This is a genomic window from Lactobacillus sp. B4015, assembly GCF_026536055.1.
Lineage (GTDB): Bacteria > Bacillota > Bacilli > Lactobacillales > Lactobacillaceae > Lactobacillus > Lactobacillus panisapium.
The window spans coordinates 137,322-154,103 of record NZ_JAFNOY010000006.1 but is presented as its reverse complement, the minus strand read 5'-3'; the positions used below and the strand labels follow the sequence as shown (position 1 = coordinate 154,103).

Annotated in this window: 15 protein-coding genes; 4 read left to right on the top strand and 11 right to left on the bottom strand. The window is 34.9% G+C overall.

The genetic code is table 11. The features are described 5' to 3' along the window. Positions 1-369: 369 nt before the first annotated feature. Positions 370-1,110, top strand: a complete 741-nt coding sequence (locus J3U71_RS07695) for a MucBP domain-containing protein (RefSeq protein WP_220268658.1) — start codon at positions 370-372, stop codon at positions 1,108-1,110. Between the two features lie 598 nt (positions 1,111-1,708). Then, the gene (locus J3U71_RS07690) at positions 1,709-2,782 is read left to right on the top strand and encodes a P1 family peptidase (RefSeq protein WP_220232446.1); all 1,074 of its coding nucleotides are present in this window, start codon (positions 1,709-1,711) and stop codon (positions 2,780-2,782) included. A gap of 1,087 nt (positions 2,783-3,869) precedes the next feature. On the opposite strand, the gene J3U71_RS07685 is transcribed toward J3U71_RS07690, so the two are convergent. From J3U71_RS07685 to J3U71_RS07635, 11 genes are all read right to left on the bottom strand, one after another. Beyond that, positions 3,870-4,619 (bottom strand): SDR family NAD(P)-dependent oxidoreductase, encoded by a 750-nt coding sequence (locus J3U71_RS07685; protein WP_267393601.1) that lies wholly within the window; start codon positions 4,617-4,619, stop codon positions 3,870-3,872. Positions 4,620-4,637: 18 nt separating this feature from the next. Beyond that, complete coding sequence (gene hxlB / locus J3U71_RS07680) at positions 4,638-5,189, bottom strand: 6-phospho-3-hexuloisomerase (protein WP_267393599.1); 552 nt, start codon at positions 5,187-5,189, stop codon at positions 4,638-4,640. An 11-nt stretch (positions 5,190-5,200) separates the two neighbouring features. After that, the gene (rpe, locus tag J3U71_RS07675) at positions 5,201-5,848 is read right to left on the bottom strand and encodes a ribulose-phosphate 3-epimerase (RefSeq protein WP_267393597.1); all 648 of its coding nucleotides are present in this window, start codon (positions 5,846-5,848) and stop codon (positions 5,201-5,203) included. 22 nt (positions 5,849-5,870) lie between these two features. Beyond that, a complete protein-coding gene (locus J3U71_RS07670) occupies positions 5,871-7,121 on the bottom strand; it encodes a PTS transporter subunit IIC (protein WP_267393595.1) in 1,251 nt (416 codons plus the stop codon). A gap of 10 nt (positions 7,122-7,131) precedes the next feature. Then, on the bottom strand, positions 7,132-7,431 hold the full coding sequence (locus tag J3U71_RS07665) for a PTS sugar transporter subunit IIB (RefSeq protein ID WP_267393593.1): 300 nt from the start codon (positions 7,429-7,431) through the stop codon (positions 7,132-7,134). Next, on the bottom strand, positions 7,415-7,912 hold the full coding sequence (locus tag J3U71_RS07660) for a PTS sugar transporter subunit IIA (protein WP_267393591.1): 498 nt from the start codon (positions 7,910-7,912) through the stop codon (positions 7,415-7,417). The genes J3U71_RS07665 and J3U71_RS07660 overlap by 17 nt, the downstream gene beginning before the upstream one ends. 17 nt (positions 7,913-7,929) lie before the next feature. Beyond that, positions 7,930-9,951 (bottom strand): BglG family transcription antiterminator, encoded by a 2,022-nt coding sequence (locus J3U71_RS07655; protein ID WP_267393589.1) that lies wholly within the window; start codon positions 9,949-9,951, stop codon positions 7,930-7,932. Positions 9,952-10,439: 488 nt separating this feature from the next. Next, complete coding sequence (locus tag J3U71_RS07650) at positions 10,440-10,925, bottom strand: PTS system mannose/fructose/N-acetylgalactosamine-transporter subunit IIB (RefSeq protein ID WP_267393587.1); 486 nt, start codon at positions 10,923-10,925, stop codon at positions 10,440-10,442. Next, positions 10,897-11,322 (bottom strand): PTS sugar transporter subunit IIA, encoded by a 426-nt coding sequence (locus tag J3U71_RS07645; RefSeq protein WP_220268661.1) that lies wholly within the window; start codon positions 11,320-11,322, stop codon positions 10,897-10,899. The genes J3U71_RS07650 and J3U71_RS07645 overlap by 29 nt, the downstream gene beginning before the upstream one ends. A gap of 13 nt (positions 11,323-11,335) precedes the next feature. Then, complete coding sequence (locus J3U71_RS07640; protein ID WP_267393583.1) at positions 11,336-13,015, bottom strand: PTS system mannose/fructose/sorbose family transporter subunit IID; 1,680 nt, start codon at positions 13,013-13,015, stop codon at positions 11,336-11,338. Positions 13,016-13,047: 32 nt separating this feature from the next. Next, complete coding sequence (locus J3U71_RS07635; protein ID WP_267393581.1) at positions 13,048-13,764, bottom strand: transaldolase; 717 nt, start codon at positions 13,762-13,764, stop codon at positions 13,048-13,050. Between the two features lie 191 nt (positions 13,765-13,955). On the opposite strand from J3U71_RS07635, the gene J3U71_RS07630 reads away from it, so the two are divergent. Together J3U71_RS07630 and J3U71_RS07625 are read left to right on the top strand one after the other, a co-directional pair. Continuing rightward, positions 13,956-14,948 (top strand): LacI family DNA-binding transcriptional regulator, encoded by a 993-nt coding sequence (locus J3U71_RS07630; RefSeq protein ID WP_267393579.1) that lies wholly within the window; start codon positions 13,956-13,958, stop codon positions 14,946-14,948. A 158-nt stretch (positions 14,949-15,106) separates the two neighbouring features. After that, positions 15,107-16,723 carry a glycoside hydrolase family 13 protein gene (locus tag J3U71_RS07625; RefSeq protein WP_267393577.1) on the top strand — a complete coding sequence of 539 codons (1,617 nt, stop codon included), beginning with the start codon at positions 15,107-15,109 and terminating at the stop codon, positions 16,721-16,723. The last annotated feature ends 59 nt before the right edge of the window (positions 16,724-16,782 follow it).

Genomic DNA, 16,782 nt, shown 5'->3' with positions numbered 1-16,782 from the left:
AGTACTATTTTTCTCGCTATTCAGCAGTTAATCAATTATAACAAATATTAAGAAAATCGCTTGTAAAAGAAATGAAAAAAATAAAAAATATTTATGTTTAACATTTTTAATAAAAAAACACTTAGTTATATTTTGGCTTAACTAATAAATTACTATTTTACTAATATTAAATTTTTTAATAACATAAGTAGCAGACCTAAAATAAATTATTATAATTTTTATTTTGTTTACACTATACATTCATTCTAAAAGATGATAAAATAAGAATATAATAAAGTTAATTTATATGATTAGTAGCCTTGCTAGAATAAAAGAAATAGAGATTTTTTAAAATATAAAATGAATAACAAAATAAACAAGCATAGAAAAATGGAAAAATTACTATTTGCCACTTTTGTTGTGATTGCTTTAGGAATCTTTTCAGTTGAGGCAAACAGAATTAGAGCAGAATCTGAGCCTCTAAGTGATGTTAGGACATGGGCACATAAAAGCAAAATTAACTCTGAAAAAAATGATATACAGTCAAAGTCGCGAAAAACAGCAAAAACTGGTTCAAAAACTTTTGTACTAGGTGCTAGTCAAGACAATTCTTCACCGAACGTATCATCTAGGTCAAACAATGTTATTGTGCATTACATTGATAAAAAGGGTAAAATTCTTGCACCTAATCAAGTTTTAAAAGGTAGAGTAGGTAGTAATTACCATACCGTTGCTAAGAAAATTCCCGGCTATATGTTAATCTTCAAGTCTGACAACACATCTGGAGTTTTTAGTGATAAACTGCAAAATATTACTTATGTTTATAAAACAAATGATAAAGTAGTTAATCAAAGTTCCAGCGGTGTTGCTTTTGGGGAGGCCGATGCCAAGATTTTCAAGAAAGCCAAAAAAGCTATTCGTAGCGATAAAGCCAAAACTGTGGCTCATGCTCAAGACAATCTTAGAAGTCATATAGATCTACATATCGTTAATGAAATAGGCAATAAATTACCACAGACAAGTCCAGATAAAAGGATTCAAAGAATATTAACTGGGTTAGGTTTCCTATCAATATTTGGAGGCTTGATAGGTTTCAGAGCGTTCTGTCGGAAGGGAAAAAATAATATTTAGCTTTTAATAATTAAAAACACTACTTTTGATAGTGATGATATGAGGGCAAATTTTTCGGTTCATATCAAATACTAATTGGAAAGTTTTTAGTGTGTTTTTTAAGGAGGTTTTTTAACAAATAGCCATGGTTTTAATTATTCAATAAAAACTATTCTCATTTTATTCTATGGCTTTCTACAATATAATAATGAAAAATTCCATTCTTATTATTCTGATAGAGCAAACTGCTTTTGTGTATAATAACTTAACAACTTTGATTGTTCTTTGTGAAAAGTTTTAAAAACGCCGTTACTTTTTTGTTAAAGCTATCCAAGCTAGCACGGCTAACAGTTCTGACCCTGGTCATCTATTACAAACAGGTACTGACAAAAAAGTAAAAGTTGCTGTTACTACAACCGGAGCAGTTTTACTGTTTGGCAGTTTAGCAGGCATTTGGCTTAGTGTCGCAAGAAAAACTAAATATTAAACTAAGAAAGCCAATTTCTATGACGAATTTGGCTTTTTTCTTTTCCCATATAAATTTTAAAGTCTTTCATTAATTTAACCTTAAGCTTAAAATAAGATATTAATTACAATTTATAGTATTAAAGGAGATACCATGGGACTTAACAAACCACTTTTATTTGCGCTTAGTGATGCACCGACCGGACAACGAAATCTAATTACCGATGTTGCTGGCGTGACCGTTGGCCATAAAACAATTGTTACTGATCGTTTGCAAACAGGTGTAACCGTCATCAAGCCTTGCCAGGATAATATTTTTCGTGAAAAAATGCCGGCAGCTGCGCATGTTATCAACGGCTTTGGTAAAAGCACTGGTTTAGTTCAGATAGAAGAACTGGGTACGATTGAAACACCGCTAGTCTTAACTAATACTCTAAGTGTCGGAACCGCCACTACTGCTTTAGTGAAAAGAATGCTTGCTGAAAATCCAGAAATCGGCCTGACAACGGGTAGTGTTAACCCGATAGTAATGGAATGCAATGACAGTAGTATTAATCATATTCGCGATTTAGGCGTTACTGAAGAAGACGTTAACGAGGCCTTTGCGGCTGCTTCGTCTGAATTTGCTGAAGGTGGCGTAGGCGCTGGTACTGGAATGCGCTGCTATGAACTTAAAGGCGGTATCGGTTCTGCTTCACGCAAAATTAAAATTGATGACCAGACTTTCACAATGGGCGCTTTAGTCATGTCTAATTTTGGCCTTAGCACCGACTTAAATATTTACGGCCGAGCAATTGGCAAAAAGATTGTTGATAATAAAGATAGTAAAGAAAAAGGTAGTATTATCACGATTATTGCAACGGATATCCCATTTAATTCGCGTCAATTAAAAAGAATCGCTAAACGCTCTAGTATCGGCATTACTCGCAGCGGTTCATTTAGTGGCAATGGCAGTGGCGAAATTACACTGGCCTTTTCAACTGCAAACCGGGTTAGTCATTTCCCTGAACATGAATTGAGCTCGATTCAAGCAATTACTGATGATAAGATTGACCGCTACTTCAGAATTACTGTCGATATTGTTAATGAAGCTATCCTAAGTTCACTAGCTCATGGCAAAACCACGCCAGACCGTGATGGTAAACCGCTATTAGGCTTAAAAGATGCACTTGCTCAATTAGGTAACGATCAAGATGCGCTAGCTTTACGCAATGAATTAGGGATTTAAGCGTTACTAATCACTACTTAAATTCAATAAAAAGAAAGAAAAAGTACATCGATTGAATTTAAACCTCTAGATTGGATCAAAAGTTCATTAAAATGCTGCCAAAAAGTTGGACGCTTTATGATTAAATAAGCATTATTGCACGACTCCAATATTTAATTTAGGTCGTGTATTTTAATTTGTTTGATCTTTTAATATTATGTTTAAGCCTATGAACATAATTTCGCAGTGCTTTTGTCATTCTTGCTAGCGAACTGGTCTCAATTTGGTTGGGTTTTTCACAGAGCATTATTGTTGCAATTACCCTTGTGTGACAGTATTGAAAACTTTTATCTGAATGCAAAAAACTGTTTTAGGCAACTTTAGCTTGAGCTCTAATAGCAGTAATCCTCATCACTTTCTTAGAATTACAGCTTTAAAAGCAGCGCATTTATGGCTGATCCAAACGATGCTTACAGTTATCGTAATATGTTTTACGGTTAAGGTGCAGCTTTCTTTTAAGCATGACTCCTAGCAGAACTTCTGGACATTCAGACTGAATGGTCCAGAGCTATTTTTTGCCGGTTGGTAAGTGGCAGTTGCACAGGCATCAGGAGATTAGGTTACCTAAAGCTTTTTATGCCTCTAGTCAGCTATCTGAAGGCTACTTTACTTTGAAAAGCTCAAACCGATGACTTACTACTGACAGCTTAAGATTGAAACCTTGACCACTTTGAATATTACCATGTGATATTTATGACAGAAACGTACCCGGTAAACTTAAATCCAAAAGTATAAGTTTACCGGGTACGTTTAAACTTTGAGACAGTCTCGTGCATTAGTTCTACCCAAGCTCTGCACTTGGTACTGTCAATGCCATATTCACATTCTAGTTTAACTAAAGAGGCTTGGTAAATTATGTACTGCTGACAATTTCAATATTATAATTGCTTGAACATTTAGTTAATAAAAGTGTTCCAAAACAGATTAATATCCAACCATTTATGAAGTTTCATTTAAGGTAATTTGGGTGCATGTCGTAAAATGCTCTTATTTGCTTTTTGTAAACACTAGGCAACCCAAAGAAATTTCTGAAATGTCAGACTTACTTTTATCTAACTGTTCGGTTCCCATCAAGTAAAATAGTTTGTCCTTGTATATAAGAATTTTCGGGACTGGCTAAGAAAAAGGCCAAATTAGCAACGTCAGCAACAGAACCAATTCTTCTGACGGCAATTTGATCCAAAAGAGGCTTTAAACTTTCTTTTGTTGGATAATGAACGCTTAAAAGACCAGAGTCAATGACTCTTGGAGCAATTGCATTGACAGTTACGCCTTTAGGTCCTAATTCTTTTGCTAATCCTCTCATCAAACCTTCTCCACCAGCTTTAGAGGCAGGATAGGCAACTCCACCACCAGTGCCACTTAAAGCAGAACCCGAACTAATAAAAACGATACTACCCTTATTGTGTAAAAATTCTCGATAAAATGCCTTTACAGTATAAAAATAGCCATTTAAGTTAATGTTTATTACTTTTTGCCATTCTTCTGGTGATATTTCATCAACTGTATCAGCATATGCAATTCCGGCATCCAAAATTAACACGTCAATTCTACCAAATGTCTGAATAACCTCATTATGAACATGTTCTAAGTCAGCATAATCTGAAACATCAGTTTTAATAAAAATAGATTTTTCATATTTTTTTGTTATATCATCAGCAGTCTTTTGTCCCTTTTTTTCATCATAATCAACGATAACTGTATGCGCACCATTCTGAGCAAACTTTTCAGCAATTCCCTTACCAATGCCATTGGCGCCGCCAGTTACTAAAACGACTTGTTTTTCAAATTTTTTCATTTTATTTTCCTTTCAAAACTATTCAAAATCTGCGTGCCGCTTGAGCATTGTATCATTGGTTTCGCCATTTTTATCCATTAAATTTAGTACAAGACCGTCAAACGTTAGGAAAGCTAACTGCTCAAAAGCTGAACCCATAGGCTGGCTAAATTTAATAGATTCACTTTTATCAACTTTGGACTTTCCGGGTACACACATGATGGTATCAGCCAGATTGCCAATAGTTGAAGTAAGAGTAGTTGTGAAAAGTACGATTTTTACACCACTTTTATGTGCTTTTTTAGCTAAAACCCTTAAACTGTCAGTTTCACCTGAACCAGAACAAATTATTAGTAAGTCTTCGGGGTGTGAATGTGGCGAACTGATTTCACCAACTATGCTAACGGAATAACCAAGATGCAACAAGCGATTAGCGAAAGCTTGGATTGCAATACCTGAGCGCCCGGCTCCAGCAAGAAAAATGTGATGTGAATGATTAATTTGTTCAACAATTTGCTCTAATTCTTCAGTATTTTCTTCCTTAGCATATTCTGTTAATTGTTCTAAAATATCCAATGTATAATTTTTCATTTTAGATGACCTCATTCAATCGCCGCACGAAGTTTTTTCAATTGATGATCAACATTGTTTCCTTTAAAGAGGTACCCACCAACTACCATCATCTCAGCGCCTGCATTTGAACACTCTTTCGCAAATTGATCATTAATCCCTCCATCGACCTCAATTTTAATATTACGGTTACTAGTTATTTTTTGTACATTCTTTATTTTTTCAATTGTTTGAGGAATAAAACTCTGTCCAGGTTGTCCGGGATTAATTGACATTACTAATACATAATCTATTTCATCCAAAAGATACTTTAAAACAAACTCTGGCGTACCTGGATTTATCGCAACTCCAGCTTTTCTACCCGCTTGTTTGATTTTTTGTAAAATATAGTGAATATGAGGTGTTGATTCATAATGCACACAAAGCATTTCCGCACCTGTTGCAATTGCATCATCAATATGTTCAAGCGGATTTTTTAACATCATATGAATGTCAAATTTCATATGACTATGTTCTTTCATTACCCTTATTTGATTAGGTCCAAAGGCAATATTTGAAACATAGTTGCCATCCATCATATCTACATGAAGCGTGCCTACCTTTTCTTTTTCTAAAATATCGATTTCATCCTGCAGATGTAATATATCTGCTCCAAAAATTGATGGTAAAATTTCTCGCATTAAAAAGGCCTCCCAATTTTATCTAAATAATCGTACTTAACCAATAAATAAACGCATTCCACGGCTCTGAAAGAGTTAAATCTGAAGAAAGTCCACCGACATGAACTCCACCTGTCTGAATCATCTTGGTTGCACCTGGGGCAACATATGCCTCAAGATACAACGTCACACTGCAGAAAATCACACCAATAATAATCGTTCTAAATAAATTTCCTTTTGTCATTAATGTTCCGGCAACTGAAATATAAATAATTGACATTAAAAGACCAACAGGAAACAACTTGATATTTGGCAAAAGTAAAGCGCAAATAATCACCAGCGGAATAGTAATAACAGTAGCTGTTTCCGTCGTAGGATCACCTAGTCCCAAAGCTATATCCATTCCAATATTTAAGTTAGTCTTTTTGCCCATTTGATTGGACATCGTAGTTCGAGCAGCTTTGCCAACGGGAGAAATTCCTTCCATTAGTACCCCTACCATTTTGGGCATTAAAACCATTACACTGGCTATTCCAATACCCATTGTTACTGTATTGGCAAGATTTTGCTTAGTTAATAATGCTAAAAGTAGGCCAACAATGGTTCCAATTACTGATGAATCACCAAAAACGCCTAGTTTTTTATTCACTTTATCTAAGTTCAAATCCACCTTATTTAAGCCTGGAATAAAGTCAATTAATTTGTTAATTATCCAAGCAAATGGCATTACCCAAGCAGTGTAAATAATTGTCGTACAAGTGGTCCCTTCAAGGCCAAAATATTTCTGCCATTTATTTGCCAGCTTATCTCCAATAAAAAGCGAAGCAATGGACATCCCAACTGTAACCAAAAGACCTATCCAAAAATTATTAAATAAGACATATGCAAGTGAACCGGGAATTAAAAAATGCATATAATTCCAAATATCAACATTCATTGTTTTGGTCCAGCCAACTCGAACTAAAACAATATTAAAGATAATTCCGAATAGAATAGCTAAACCAGCAAACGGAGCAACCCATGATGCGGCCCCTATAGCTGGCCAGCCTATATCAGTAATGGTGTACCCAGCACCTAATTTAGAATAATATTCCACTGCTGGCTTTAAAGATGAAGTTAATAAATTGACGACCAAAGTTAGTCCCATGAAACCGATGCCGACAGTCAGTCCTGATTTAATTGCATCGCCAATTTTCATTCTGAAGATCAATCCCAGAATGAAAATAATGATTGGTAAAAGTGCTGTTGCACCAATGTTAATGATGGTTTTAAAGATTTGTCCCAGTATTTCCATATTCTCGCCCCTATTCTTGAAGTGATAACAATTTTTGTCCCACCTTTTTCTTTAGTTCTTTTGTGTTTATACCGGTAATAAAACCAGTCACACTAATCAGAGGTTTTGAAATTTTCCCACGATAGTTATTAGTGGTAAAAACAATATCAAAATTATCGCTTTGACTTGGCATTTCGGTCATACTGCACTTAGAAATTGTGTAATTTTTAATACCATATTCAGCACATACATCCTTTATTTCTGCCGCAGCAATAGTTGAAGTTGCGACTCCACTTCCACAAGCCACCAAAATATTAATTTTCTTGCTCATATATGTCTCCTTTTAATGCTTTTTCAGCATCTTTTATTACAAAATCAACTTCGTCTGTACTGTTGCAGGTCCTAATTTTTTTAACAAATGAGCCTTTTTGCAACAGTTTCATAATATCCTGCAGAAGATACAAGTGATCTGTACCGTTACCCAAGCCTAGTATAAAAAGCGTATCAATATTTAAATTTCTTGTTATATCGTCCATTTGTTTCATCAAAATTGGTTTTAGCAAAGTAATTACCGCAACAAATGGTTTGTTAATATACTTTGGATCACCATGCGGAATCGCTACGGTATAATCTTTGAGCTGTAAACCAGTTGGATACTTATCCTCTCGATTGTTAAGGAAATCTAAAAATCCTTTTTTTACGTATTTCTTGCTCAAAAGATCCTCTGTCACTTGAGAAAAGAGTTCAACTCTATCTCGCGCTTGGCAATTCAAATAAATCGTATCTTTTTTAACATAATCAGCTAATGACAAAACCAAACCTCCTTTTTCTAGTGGTTATAATTTTTTATTTTTTCAACTGCCTCTTCACTGCTTGAAACTTGGATCAGTTCTTTAATAAAGGCCTCATCCTCTGCTATGTGCTTCAATTTATATAATAGTTGCAATTGATCTGTTTTATTTGGCGTCGTCAATAAGGCCACGAGGTGAATTTTATAGCCAGCGTACTCTAAGCCATTCTTAGAAATTAAAAAAATCAGTCCTAGTTTCTGTTTGAATAAGTCCGGATTCAGGTGTAGTAAGGCTATTTTTCTATTCAACAAAATGTATTTTGGTTGTTTAAGGTATTCTTTTTTTAATTCGAACCAAAAATCATTTCGTACAACCTGATCTTGAATTGCAGGCATTACTATTTTTTCTAAAATCTTATTCCACGGCATAGATTGCTTAACCAAAATCAGCTTTTTATATACATTCGCATTATTATTTGAATGTATCTCCCACTCGGACAAATTACTTTCAGGAATTAATAGCTGCGCAATGCCATTTTCTAGTCCCCTTTTATCTTTAATCTCAGCAAATCGCCCTACAGTTGAAATAACCTTCTGAATGTCAACATTTGCAAAATTCAGGTTAAATAATTTTTTAAAAACATCATTTCGCAGTTGAGCAATGCTGCGCTCATTTAAAATTTCATTAACAATAAAAACTGTTTTAGTGGATTTTAAAGGAACTGTCGCAAAAACCAAATCATATGGCAAAACAAAATGCTGATACTCACGAACTGAGCAAGCGGGATAAAAAGATAGTTCTGGAAAAGCGACCCGTAAATTACTTTCAAGCAGCTTGGACGCAGAAATGCCATTCGGACAAACTGGAATAGCACGAGCAACTTTTCGTTTGAATTCGTTAGTTTTATTTTGAACAAGATGGCCACCTATAAAGATCGTGACATAAGCTACTTCATCAGCTGAAATGGTTGTCCCAAAAAACTTGTTTAGTGGTCCAATTGACTGGAGGACAAACTCATAAAGATTACGATATTTGTCGATAATTTCAGCAAACATTGGATTAATTTCTGGCAGTTTGTACTTAATTCGAAAATATGCTGGCCTAAAATGATCCATTAATTTTTTGAGCAAATTCTTTTTATCCGGTAAAACGATAAAAGATTTTAATTCAAATTCGTTTAAAAATTCCCACAGAGCATTAGTTAGTTGAGTCTGCATAGAAACAGTTATCGCTTCTTGCCGTTTAATATTCGCACCTAAAATGAATAGAGCAACAAAACTTTTTTCTTGAGGAACCAAATTAGCAAAGATTGTATTTTGCAATGCCGTATATTCCTTAGTTTGCTTAATCTCTTCATCTGACAATAGTTCCTTGTTTTTCAGCAATTTGCCTTGTTCTATTCGGTATAAAACCGTTGACAAAAATCGCGCTAAAACGAAGAAGGCGTCATCTGTAAATTTTCGACACAATTTTGACTCGATGTTCACTAAATCTTTTTTTACATCAGCATAGTTATTTACAGCGTTTGCATTCCAGAAAACGTAATCTTCGAAATTGAATTCGGCATAAAGCTTTAAATAATTTTGGTAAAGTGTTATACGCTTATCCCATTCACTACCAATGATCGTGTAGCCGGTTTTTCTAGAAAAAACAATTTTTACATTCGCTTTTTTTAAATTTATTTTTAATTTTTTTAAATCGGCGAGAGCAGTATTTTTACTGATATTCAAAGTTGCAATGAAATCATTTAAATAAACTGGTCCAGTTCTACTCAATATCATTATCACCATTAGAATGCACCTTTCTTCTGGTGGGAAAAATCTCTTTTTAGTCTCTTTGACATTATTAATAATTTGACTTGTTAGGTCCCTTTTGGTGGAATAAGTTTTATTTTTTAATACTATTGATGGCAAGTTTCGAGCTTTAAGATCGACATTAATGTTGTTGATTGCATAATTGATTTGTCGATCAGTTAAGGAAAATTCCTTTCGAAGCTCCTTTTGCGAAACTAATCCTTCTTTAACGATTTTTAATAAAATCTCTTTATTCCAGTTGGTCAATTTGCTTCACCTCCTCTCTATTGTTAAGCCTTATTATAACCGCTTACATCTCCTAAGAATTGCCCTTTAAGTCCAACTTATGTTACGTTCAGATTTTCACTTGTACTTCACTATTTTTATTAAAAATTAAGTAAACAAAAAGTAGCAGTTTTATCCAAACTGCTACTTTTTACCTCTAATATCTAATTTCTAATACAGCACATACATCACTAAAAAGGACCAATACGTCCACACTTTGACGCTTTATAAAAAAATTACTTCAGGCAATTCTAGAATGCCTTTGTTGGCTTTTTCATGTCAAAAATACATAATAATGTAAAATCAAAAAGCTTTATTCAATAGCTAAATAAATCATATTATTAAAATATCCTTATTAATTTATCCATTTAATCAATAGTGCATAATCATTATATAATAATTATATCTTTGAAATTGATATTCAATTAGATAGGTTAATGTCAAAGTTTAAGCTTTTTTAAATAAATTCATTACCTCTCTTTTTTATCTAAGAAAGGTTTTATGGGCTGCTTTTCATTTTGAGGAACTATTTGAACGTAAACATTCATTCCTTTATTTAGCAAGCGGTAGAAACACTGATCTTCTTCATAACTAGTAGAGATATACTGATATAACGTATTACGGCCATCCTTTGCACCCATTCCGCCTAAATCCAAGTCCTTAATATCAATTCCATGATTAACCATGTACTCAATTGTTTCCGGAACTTTAACTAAAATCATTGTTGGCGCTTCTAATGACTGAGAAAAGAACTTGACACCATCTTCTTTGTTAAACACTCCTATACCAATGTCTTCGGGTACTGCTTGCTCAAAAACATTAATCATAAACTCATTTTTAGATGTTGCATCATCAATAATAACAACATTTTCTGCCCCAGTTTCCTTAATCCATTTTGTCATTACTTGGCCATGAATCAAGCGATCATCAATTCTTGTTAAGACTAAGTTTTGCATGATGTAAACCTCCTAATTTAGTATTTTCAATACCCCAGTTTTCTTTAGCAAGCGCTACATTAATCAATTCTTCAATTGAACTATTTTTAGTTCTTAAAGTGACAATACTCAATAACATCGGAACATTTACGCCAGTAACAATTTCTAAATTATGATTTTGCTTTAAAAGCATTGCAGTATTAAATGGTGTGCCGCCCTTTAAATCGACTAAAACCAATGCTGGCTGTTTACTCGTATCTTCTAAAATTTGACTAAACTTTTCCGCATAATCTTCAGGACTTTGACCTGGCCTAAACGATATCGTTTTAAGGTTATCAACTGATCCAGCAATCATTTCTACTGTTTGTTTAATACCTAAACAAAAATCTCCATGACTAGCTAAAATAATTTGTATCAAGTTAAACTCTCCTTTAAATGACCGCTAAAATTCCAAGATAAGAACATAAAATTCCGACTATGAATATTCCAACCACAATGATACTTGCATTAACTTTTTTTCTTAAAAGCCACCATACTAATAAGGTAGCTAATAATGGAATTAGACTTGGTGCCAGCTGATTAAATAAAGCTTGCAATTTAATCACGCTTTGCCCAACATGCCAAATTAATGGCGTTTTAATAGTCACTCTCGTAGCAGCCATTGTACCAACAACCATTAAGCCAACAATTGAGAACGCATTAGTTACTTTATCAAGCAATCCACTTTTTAAAATAGAAACAACTGACTCTTTGCCTTTCTTATAGCCATACATAAACATCCAGTATCCAATAGCGTAAATAATTAATTCAAAAACTACTGTAAACATAATCGGACCAAAGTAATTGTGATCCAATGCCATGGTCGCACCAATACTTGCAAGTATTGGGAAGATAATGCCTTGTTGAACCGTATCACCGATACCAGCAGCTGGGCCCATTAACCCAGTTCTAACACCATTAATGTCCTCAGCACTAACTTCGGCACCATTTGCACGAGCTTCCTCCATTGAAAGAGCTATACCATGAATAACTGGACCAACCATGTGTGGTTCCGTATTGAAAAATACCATGTATTTCTTTAATTCATCAGCTTGTCTTTCTTTCGGGTATAGTTTTTTAATAGGATAAATCATCATGTTAGTTAAGCCTAATGCTTGTAGGCGTTCATAATTATATGCGGCTTCATCTGACTGTTCCCAGAGCCAAGTTTTTACTAAATCACTATGAGTTAATTTAATTTGATAATTCAAAGGAGAAATATTTTGAGCTATATTTGTCCCTGGTTCTAGCGCTGCACTAGCATTTTCTTGTTTGCCAGTTCTATTTTGAAGAGTCAGCCTGCGTACTTTCTTCTCTGTAGGTTCAGCATCTTTCTTCGTTGCATTAGCCTTTTGATTGATATAAAGCAGGTAAGCAAGTAATCCTGCAAATATAGCAATTGCCATTATTTGCAGTTTCAGATATGCAGTTAAGAAAAAACCAATAAAGAAATACGGAATCAATGATTTTTTACCCAAATAATTGAGTAACATTGCAATACCCAAAGCCGGCATTAAAGCTCCTACGACTTCTAAAGCCGTAGTCAAACTTTTAGGAATCATATTAAGCATTCCCTGTGCCCAGCCTCGGCCAAAGAATACCAAACAGAACGCTGGAATACCATACACAATTATTGCGACAATTAGAGAAGGAACATAATTCAAAAATCTAATCGCTTTAACATTACCTCTTGCCAGCTCCGCATCTGCACGGTGAACCCAAAAAGAGTTAACACTCTGATAAATTTCCACCATTAAAAGCCCAATAAGAGAAAATGGAACTGCAAAAGTCACAGCTAATTTTGGGCTAGCGCCTGATAAAATTGTTAAAGCAGTTCCAAAAATACCAGCAACCATTGTATTGCTTGGCATAACACCACCAGTATTAATCCAACCCAGATAAACCAGTTGGATCGTAGCACCAGAAAGCATTCCTAACATAGGATTGCCCATAAATAACCCAACCAATAGCCCAGTTGTTAAAGGATAAGTTAGGCATCTTGTTACCGGCGCAAAAAACCACCATTGAGAAATAGTAGCCAGAGTGGCCACTAACAACGCTGATAAAAACATTTCTTAAGCCTCTACTTTCTTAATTTTTAAAGTTATAAAATTGAGAACCCTAGTGCCCTAACATCTCTGTTAAAGTCTTGAACTGTTTGCAGTGAACGTTCTTCTGGAGTTGTGCCGATTAATGGAAACTTGTCAATTACCGGAGAAGTACACGTAATAATGTCACACCCACAATTATCAGCTTCAAAAACATTGATTACTTCTCGACAACTTGCCCACAGAAGCCAGCCATTTCCATTTTCATGACAAAGTTCTGCTGCTTTTTTCATTAAAGGTGTTGGATCTATTCCAATATCTGCTAATCGACCAGCAAAAATAGAAATAATATTATTTGAACCAGGTTTTAAAACTGCCAGAACGTCTTTTACTTGCTGAAGTGTAAACATCGCAGTTACATTAACTTTAATGCCCTCAGCAGAAAGCTTTTTTATCAATGGAACCGAAGAAACTCCTTTAGTATTAGTAATTGGTATTTTTACGAAAACGTTATCGCCAAGTGATGAGATTTTTTTGGCTTCTTTTTCCATCGTGTCAAAGTCATCAGCAAACACCTCAAAAGAAATTGGCATTCCAGTAACTTTAGCTAAGGCCTCCTTGGCAAAATCAACGTAATCTTTTACTCCGGCTTTTTTCATTAAGGATGGATTAGTCGTAAATCCCTTCACAACTCCACTTTCTTTTGCCTTTACCATATCATCAATGACTGCCCCATCAGCATATACTTTAACGTTCAAATCACTAATTTTCATAATTTCTCCTCCTACTATAAAAATATTTTTGCGGTAACGTTTGCGCAAATGGTAAAAATATAAGTCCTTTATTTAGGACTTTTGTCATCTTTTTATGCAAGCGTTTTCGCTGATTACATTTTTATTGTATAATGTTGTTAACGCGATGTAAAGTATAAAATAAAAAATAAAAATTAATAAGGTCAGATATTATGTCAATAACTTCAATAAAAGACATTGCCCGATTAAGCGGCTTTTCAGTTTCAACAGTTTCAAGAGTTTTGAACAATACAGGACGCTTTTCTGAAACTACTAGAGAAAAGATTATTAAAATTGCCAAGGAAAATAATTATTCACAAAATATAATTGCTAAAGGAATGAGAAAAGGTAGATTAGCAATAATTGGTGTCTTAGTCCCAGATATCACCAACTCCTACTACGCTTCGATAGTAAAAAAATGTGAGCAATATTTTTTCAAAAAAGACTATCTAACCATTGTTTGTAATACAGAAAGAAACGCTAGCCTTGAAGAAAAATATATTTCGAAATTAAGTAATCATATGGTTGATGGATTAGTTGTCATTTCTACGCAAAATGTAATTAGAAAAGAGCAAGTTGATCTACCAACAGTCTTTATTGATCGTTCTCCCAAACTTAACAACAACATGATTACAGTTTCTTCGGATAACTACACAGGCGCTGTTTTAGCAACTAATCATTTAATCGACAAGAATTGCTTTCCAATTATGTTAACTAATAAAGATAACGAGTTTTCAAGCAATGAAAGTCGTATTAAAGGCTTTACTGAAACTGCACAAAACCGCGGTATATCAAAGCCAATTGTTATTAGTACTAATACTAATTCAGATGAAATTTATTTAGCAAAAAAGACAATTTGGGCTCAACTAACAAGACTTTGGAGTAAACATAGCAAATTAGGTGTTTTCGCAATTAATGACAATGTCGCAAGCTATATCTATCAAGTAGCAATTGAAGAGGGTTTAGATGTTCCTAATAAGCTTAGTATAGTGGGTTTTGATGATGCACCGATTGCTAAAAAATTACAGTTATCTACAATTCATCAAAGCACTTCAGAAATTGCTAAAGTTTCTTGCTCTAATCTTTTAAGACTTCTTAGACATGAAAATATTTTAGAGCATAAATTTACTATTCCAATTTCATTAATTAAAAGAAAAACCACATAGTTGTCTTTAAATTTATATGTATTATAAGTATGCTTATTCCAGTACTACTAGAAAATGAAAGACTTAATTAGATACCGGTAACAGGGCCAAGCCCAGGCTGCACCATGTTATAATTTGTCTAGCATCTCAAGTTAACGCTTACAAATGGGAGGAAAAATATGACACCTTGGTGGAAAAATGCAGTTATCTATCAAATTTACCCTAAATCATTCCAAGACAGCAATGGTGACGGTATTGGCGACCTAAACGGGATTATTAACCGCCTAGATTATTTACAAAAATTGGGAATTGATGCCATCTGGCTCTCACCCATTTATCAGTCACCTGGCGTTGATAACGGTTATGATATTTCTGATTATCAGGCCATTGACCCGCAATATGGGACCATGGCTGATTTAGACAGGCTGATTGCAGAAGCAAAAAAAAGAAATATCCGCATTATTATGGATCTCGTCGTTAACCATACCTCTGATCAGCACCAGTGGTTTATCGAAGCACGGAAAAGTAAAAATAATCCTAAGCGTGATTTTTACATTTGGCGTGATCCTATCAATGGGCACGAGCCTAATGACTTAACTTCTAATTTCTCTGGTTCTGCGTGGCAATATGATCAGACAACTGGCCAATACTACCTCCACTTTTTTGCCCCTGAGCAGCCTGACTTAAATTGGCAAAATCCTGAATTACGACAAAAAATTTATGAGATGATGACTTTTTGGCTTGATAAGGGCATTGGCGGTTTTCGCATGGATGTAATTGAGCTAATTGGTAAAGAGCCTGATCGCAAGATTGGCGCAAACGGACCAAAATTGCATCCCTACTTGCAAGAAATGAACCAGAAAGTATTGGCCAATCATGATATCATGACCGTTGGCGAAACATGGAGCGCCGATTTAGAAACAGTTACTAAGTATTCAGATCCAGCACGGCATGAGCTTTCAATGGTCTTTCAATTTGAGAATCAGCAAGTTGACCAGCAGCCAGGCAAAGAAAAGTGGGATCTTGCCCCCTATCGACCAGCTGCTCTTAAAAAGATTTTGCTTAAATGGCAAACGCAACTAGACTACCGCCATGCTTGGAATAGTCTTTTTTGGGAAAATCATGATCTTCCCCGTGTCATCTCGCGCTGGGGCAGCGACACTACTTATCGCGTGCAATCAGCTAAAATGTTCGCGATTGCTCTCCATTTAATGCGCGGCACGCCGTATATTTATAATGGTGAAGAAATTGGGATGACCAATTATCCGGTTAAAGATATCGCTGAAGTTGCAGACCTTGAAAGCATCAATATGTATCATGACCGACTTCAAAAGGGCTATTCTAAACAAGAACTCCTTAAGGCAATTAATGCCAAAGGTCGCGACAACGCTCGGCGGCCAATGCAATGGTCGGATCGGCTGCAAGCCGGTTTTACCAGTGGTGAGCCTTGGCTTAAAGTTAATCCCAATTACCGGCAAATTAATGTTCAAGCCGCTTTAGCTGATCCTAATTCTATTTTTTACACTTACCAAAAACTAATTCGTTTGCGCCATGAAAATGAAATTGTTGTTACCGGCTCATTTAAGCCGCTAACAGCTTCTGCTGATGTTTTGGCATATTACCGCGAATTAGGCGATCAGCGCTGGCTAATTGTCGCTAATCTTAGTGAAAATAAAGCGCAATTTACTGCACCAGATCAGCTTAAACAGGTTTTACTCAGTAACTATTGCGCTCCGCAAACTTTACGGGCACTTACCTTAAAACCATATGAAGCCTTTGCTGCAATTGTTAACTAAGTTAAATAAAAACTCGTGAACTTGATAAAAACCGTCTACTAGTTAGCAGATGGTTGATC

Bases quoted from the DNA above. Each gene is read 5' to 3' on its own strand.
- J3U71_RS07650 (WP_267393587.1), bottom strand. From the start codon at position 10,925: ATGCAAAACTTAGTCTTAACAAGAATTGATGATCGCTTGATTCATGGC.
- J3U71_RS07635 (WP_267393581.1), bottom strand. From the start codon at position 13,764: ATGAAAATTAGTGATTTGAACGTTAAAGTATATGCTGATGGGGCAGTC.
- J3U71_RS07640 (WP_267393583.1), bottom strand. From the start codon at position 13,015: ATGTTTTTATCAGCGTTGTTAGTGGCCACTCTGGCTACTATTTCTCAA.
- J3U71_RS07665 (WP_267393593.1), bottom strand. From the start codon at position 7,431: ATGAGCAAGAAAATTAATATTTTGGTGGCTTGTGGAAGTGGAGTCGCA.
- J3U71_RS07625 (WP_267393577.1), top strand. From the start codon at position 15,107: ATGACACCTTGGTGGAAAAATGCAGTTATCTATCAAATTTACCCTAAA.
- J3U71_RS07690 (WP_220232446.1), top strand. From the start codon at position 1,709: ATGGGACTTAACAAACCACTTTTATTTGCGCTTAGTGATGCACCGACC.
- J3U71_RS07685 (WP_267393601.1), bottom strand. From the start codon at position 4,619: ATGAAAAAATTTGAAAAACAAGTCGTTTTAGTAACTGGCGGCGCCAAT.
- J3U71_RS07630 (WP_267393579.1), top strand. From the start codon at position 13,956: ATGTCAATAACTTCAATAAAAGACATTGCCCGATTAAGCGGCTTTTCA.
- J3U71_RS07695 (WP_220268658.1), top strand. From the start codon at position 370: ATGGAAAAATTACTATTTGCCACTTTTGTTGTGATTGCTTTAGGAATC.
- J3U71_RS07670 (WP_267393595.1), bottom strand. From the start codon at position 7,121: ATGGAAATACTGGGACAAATCTTTAAAACCATCATTAACATTGGTGCA.
- rpe (WP_267393597.1), bottom strand. From the start codon at position 5,848: ATGCGAGAAATTTTACCATCAATTTTTGGAGCAGATATATTACATCTG.
- hxlB (WP_267393599.1), bottom strand. From the start codon at position 5,189: ATGAAAAATTATACATTGGATATTTTAGAACAATTAACAGAATATGCT.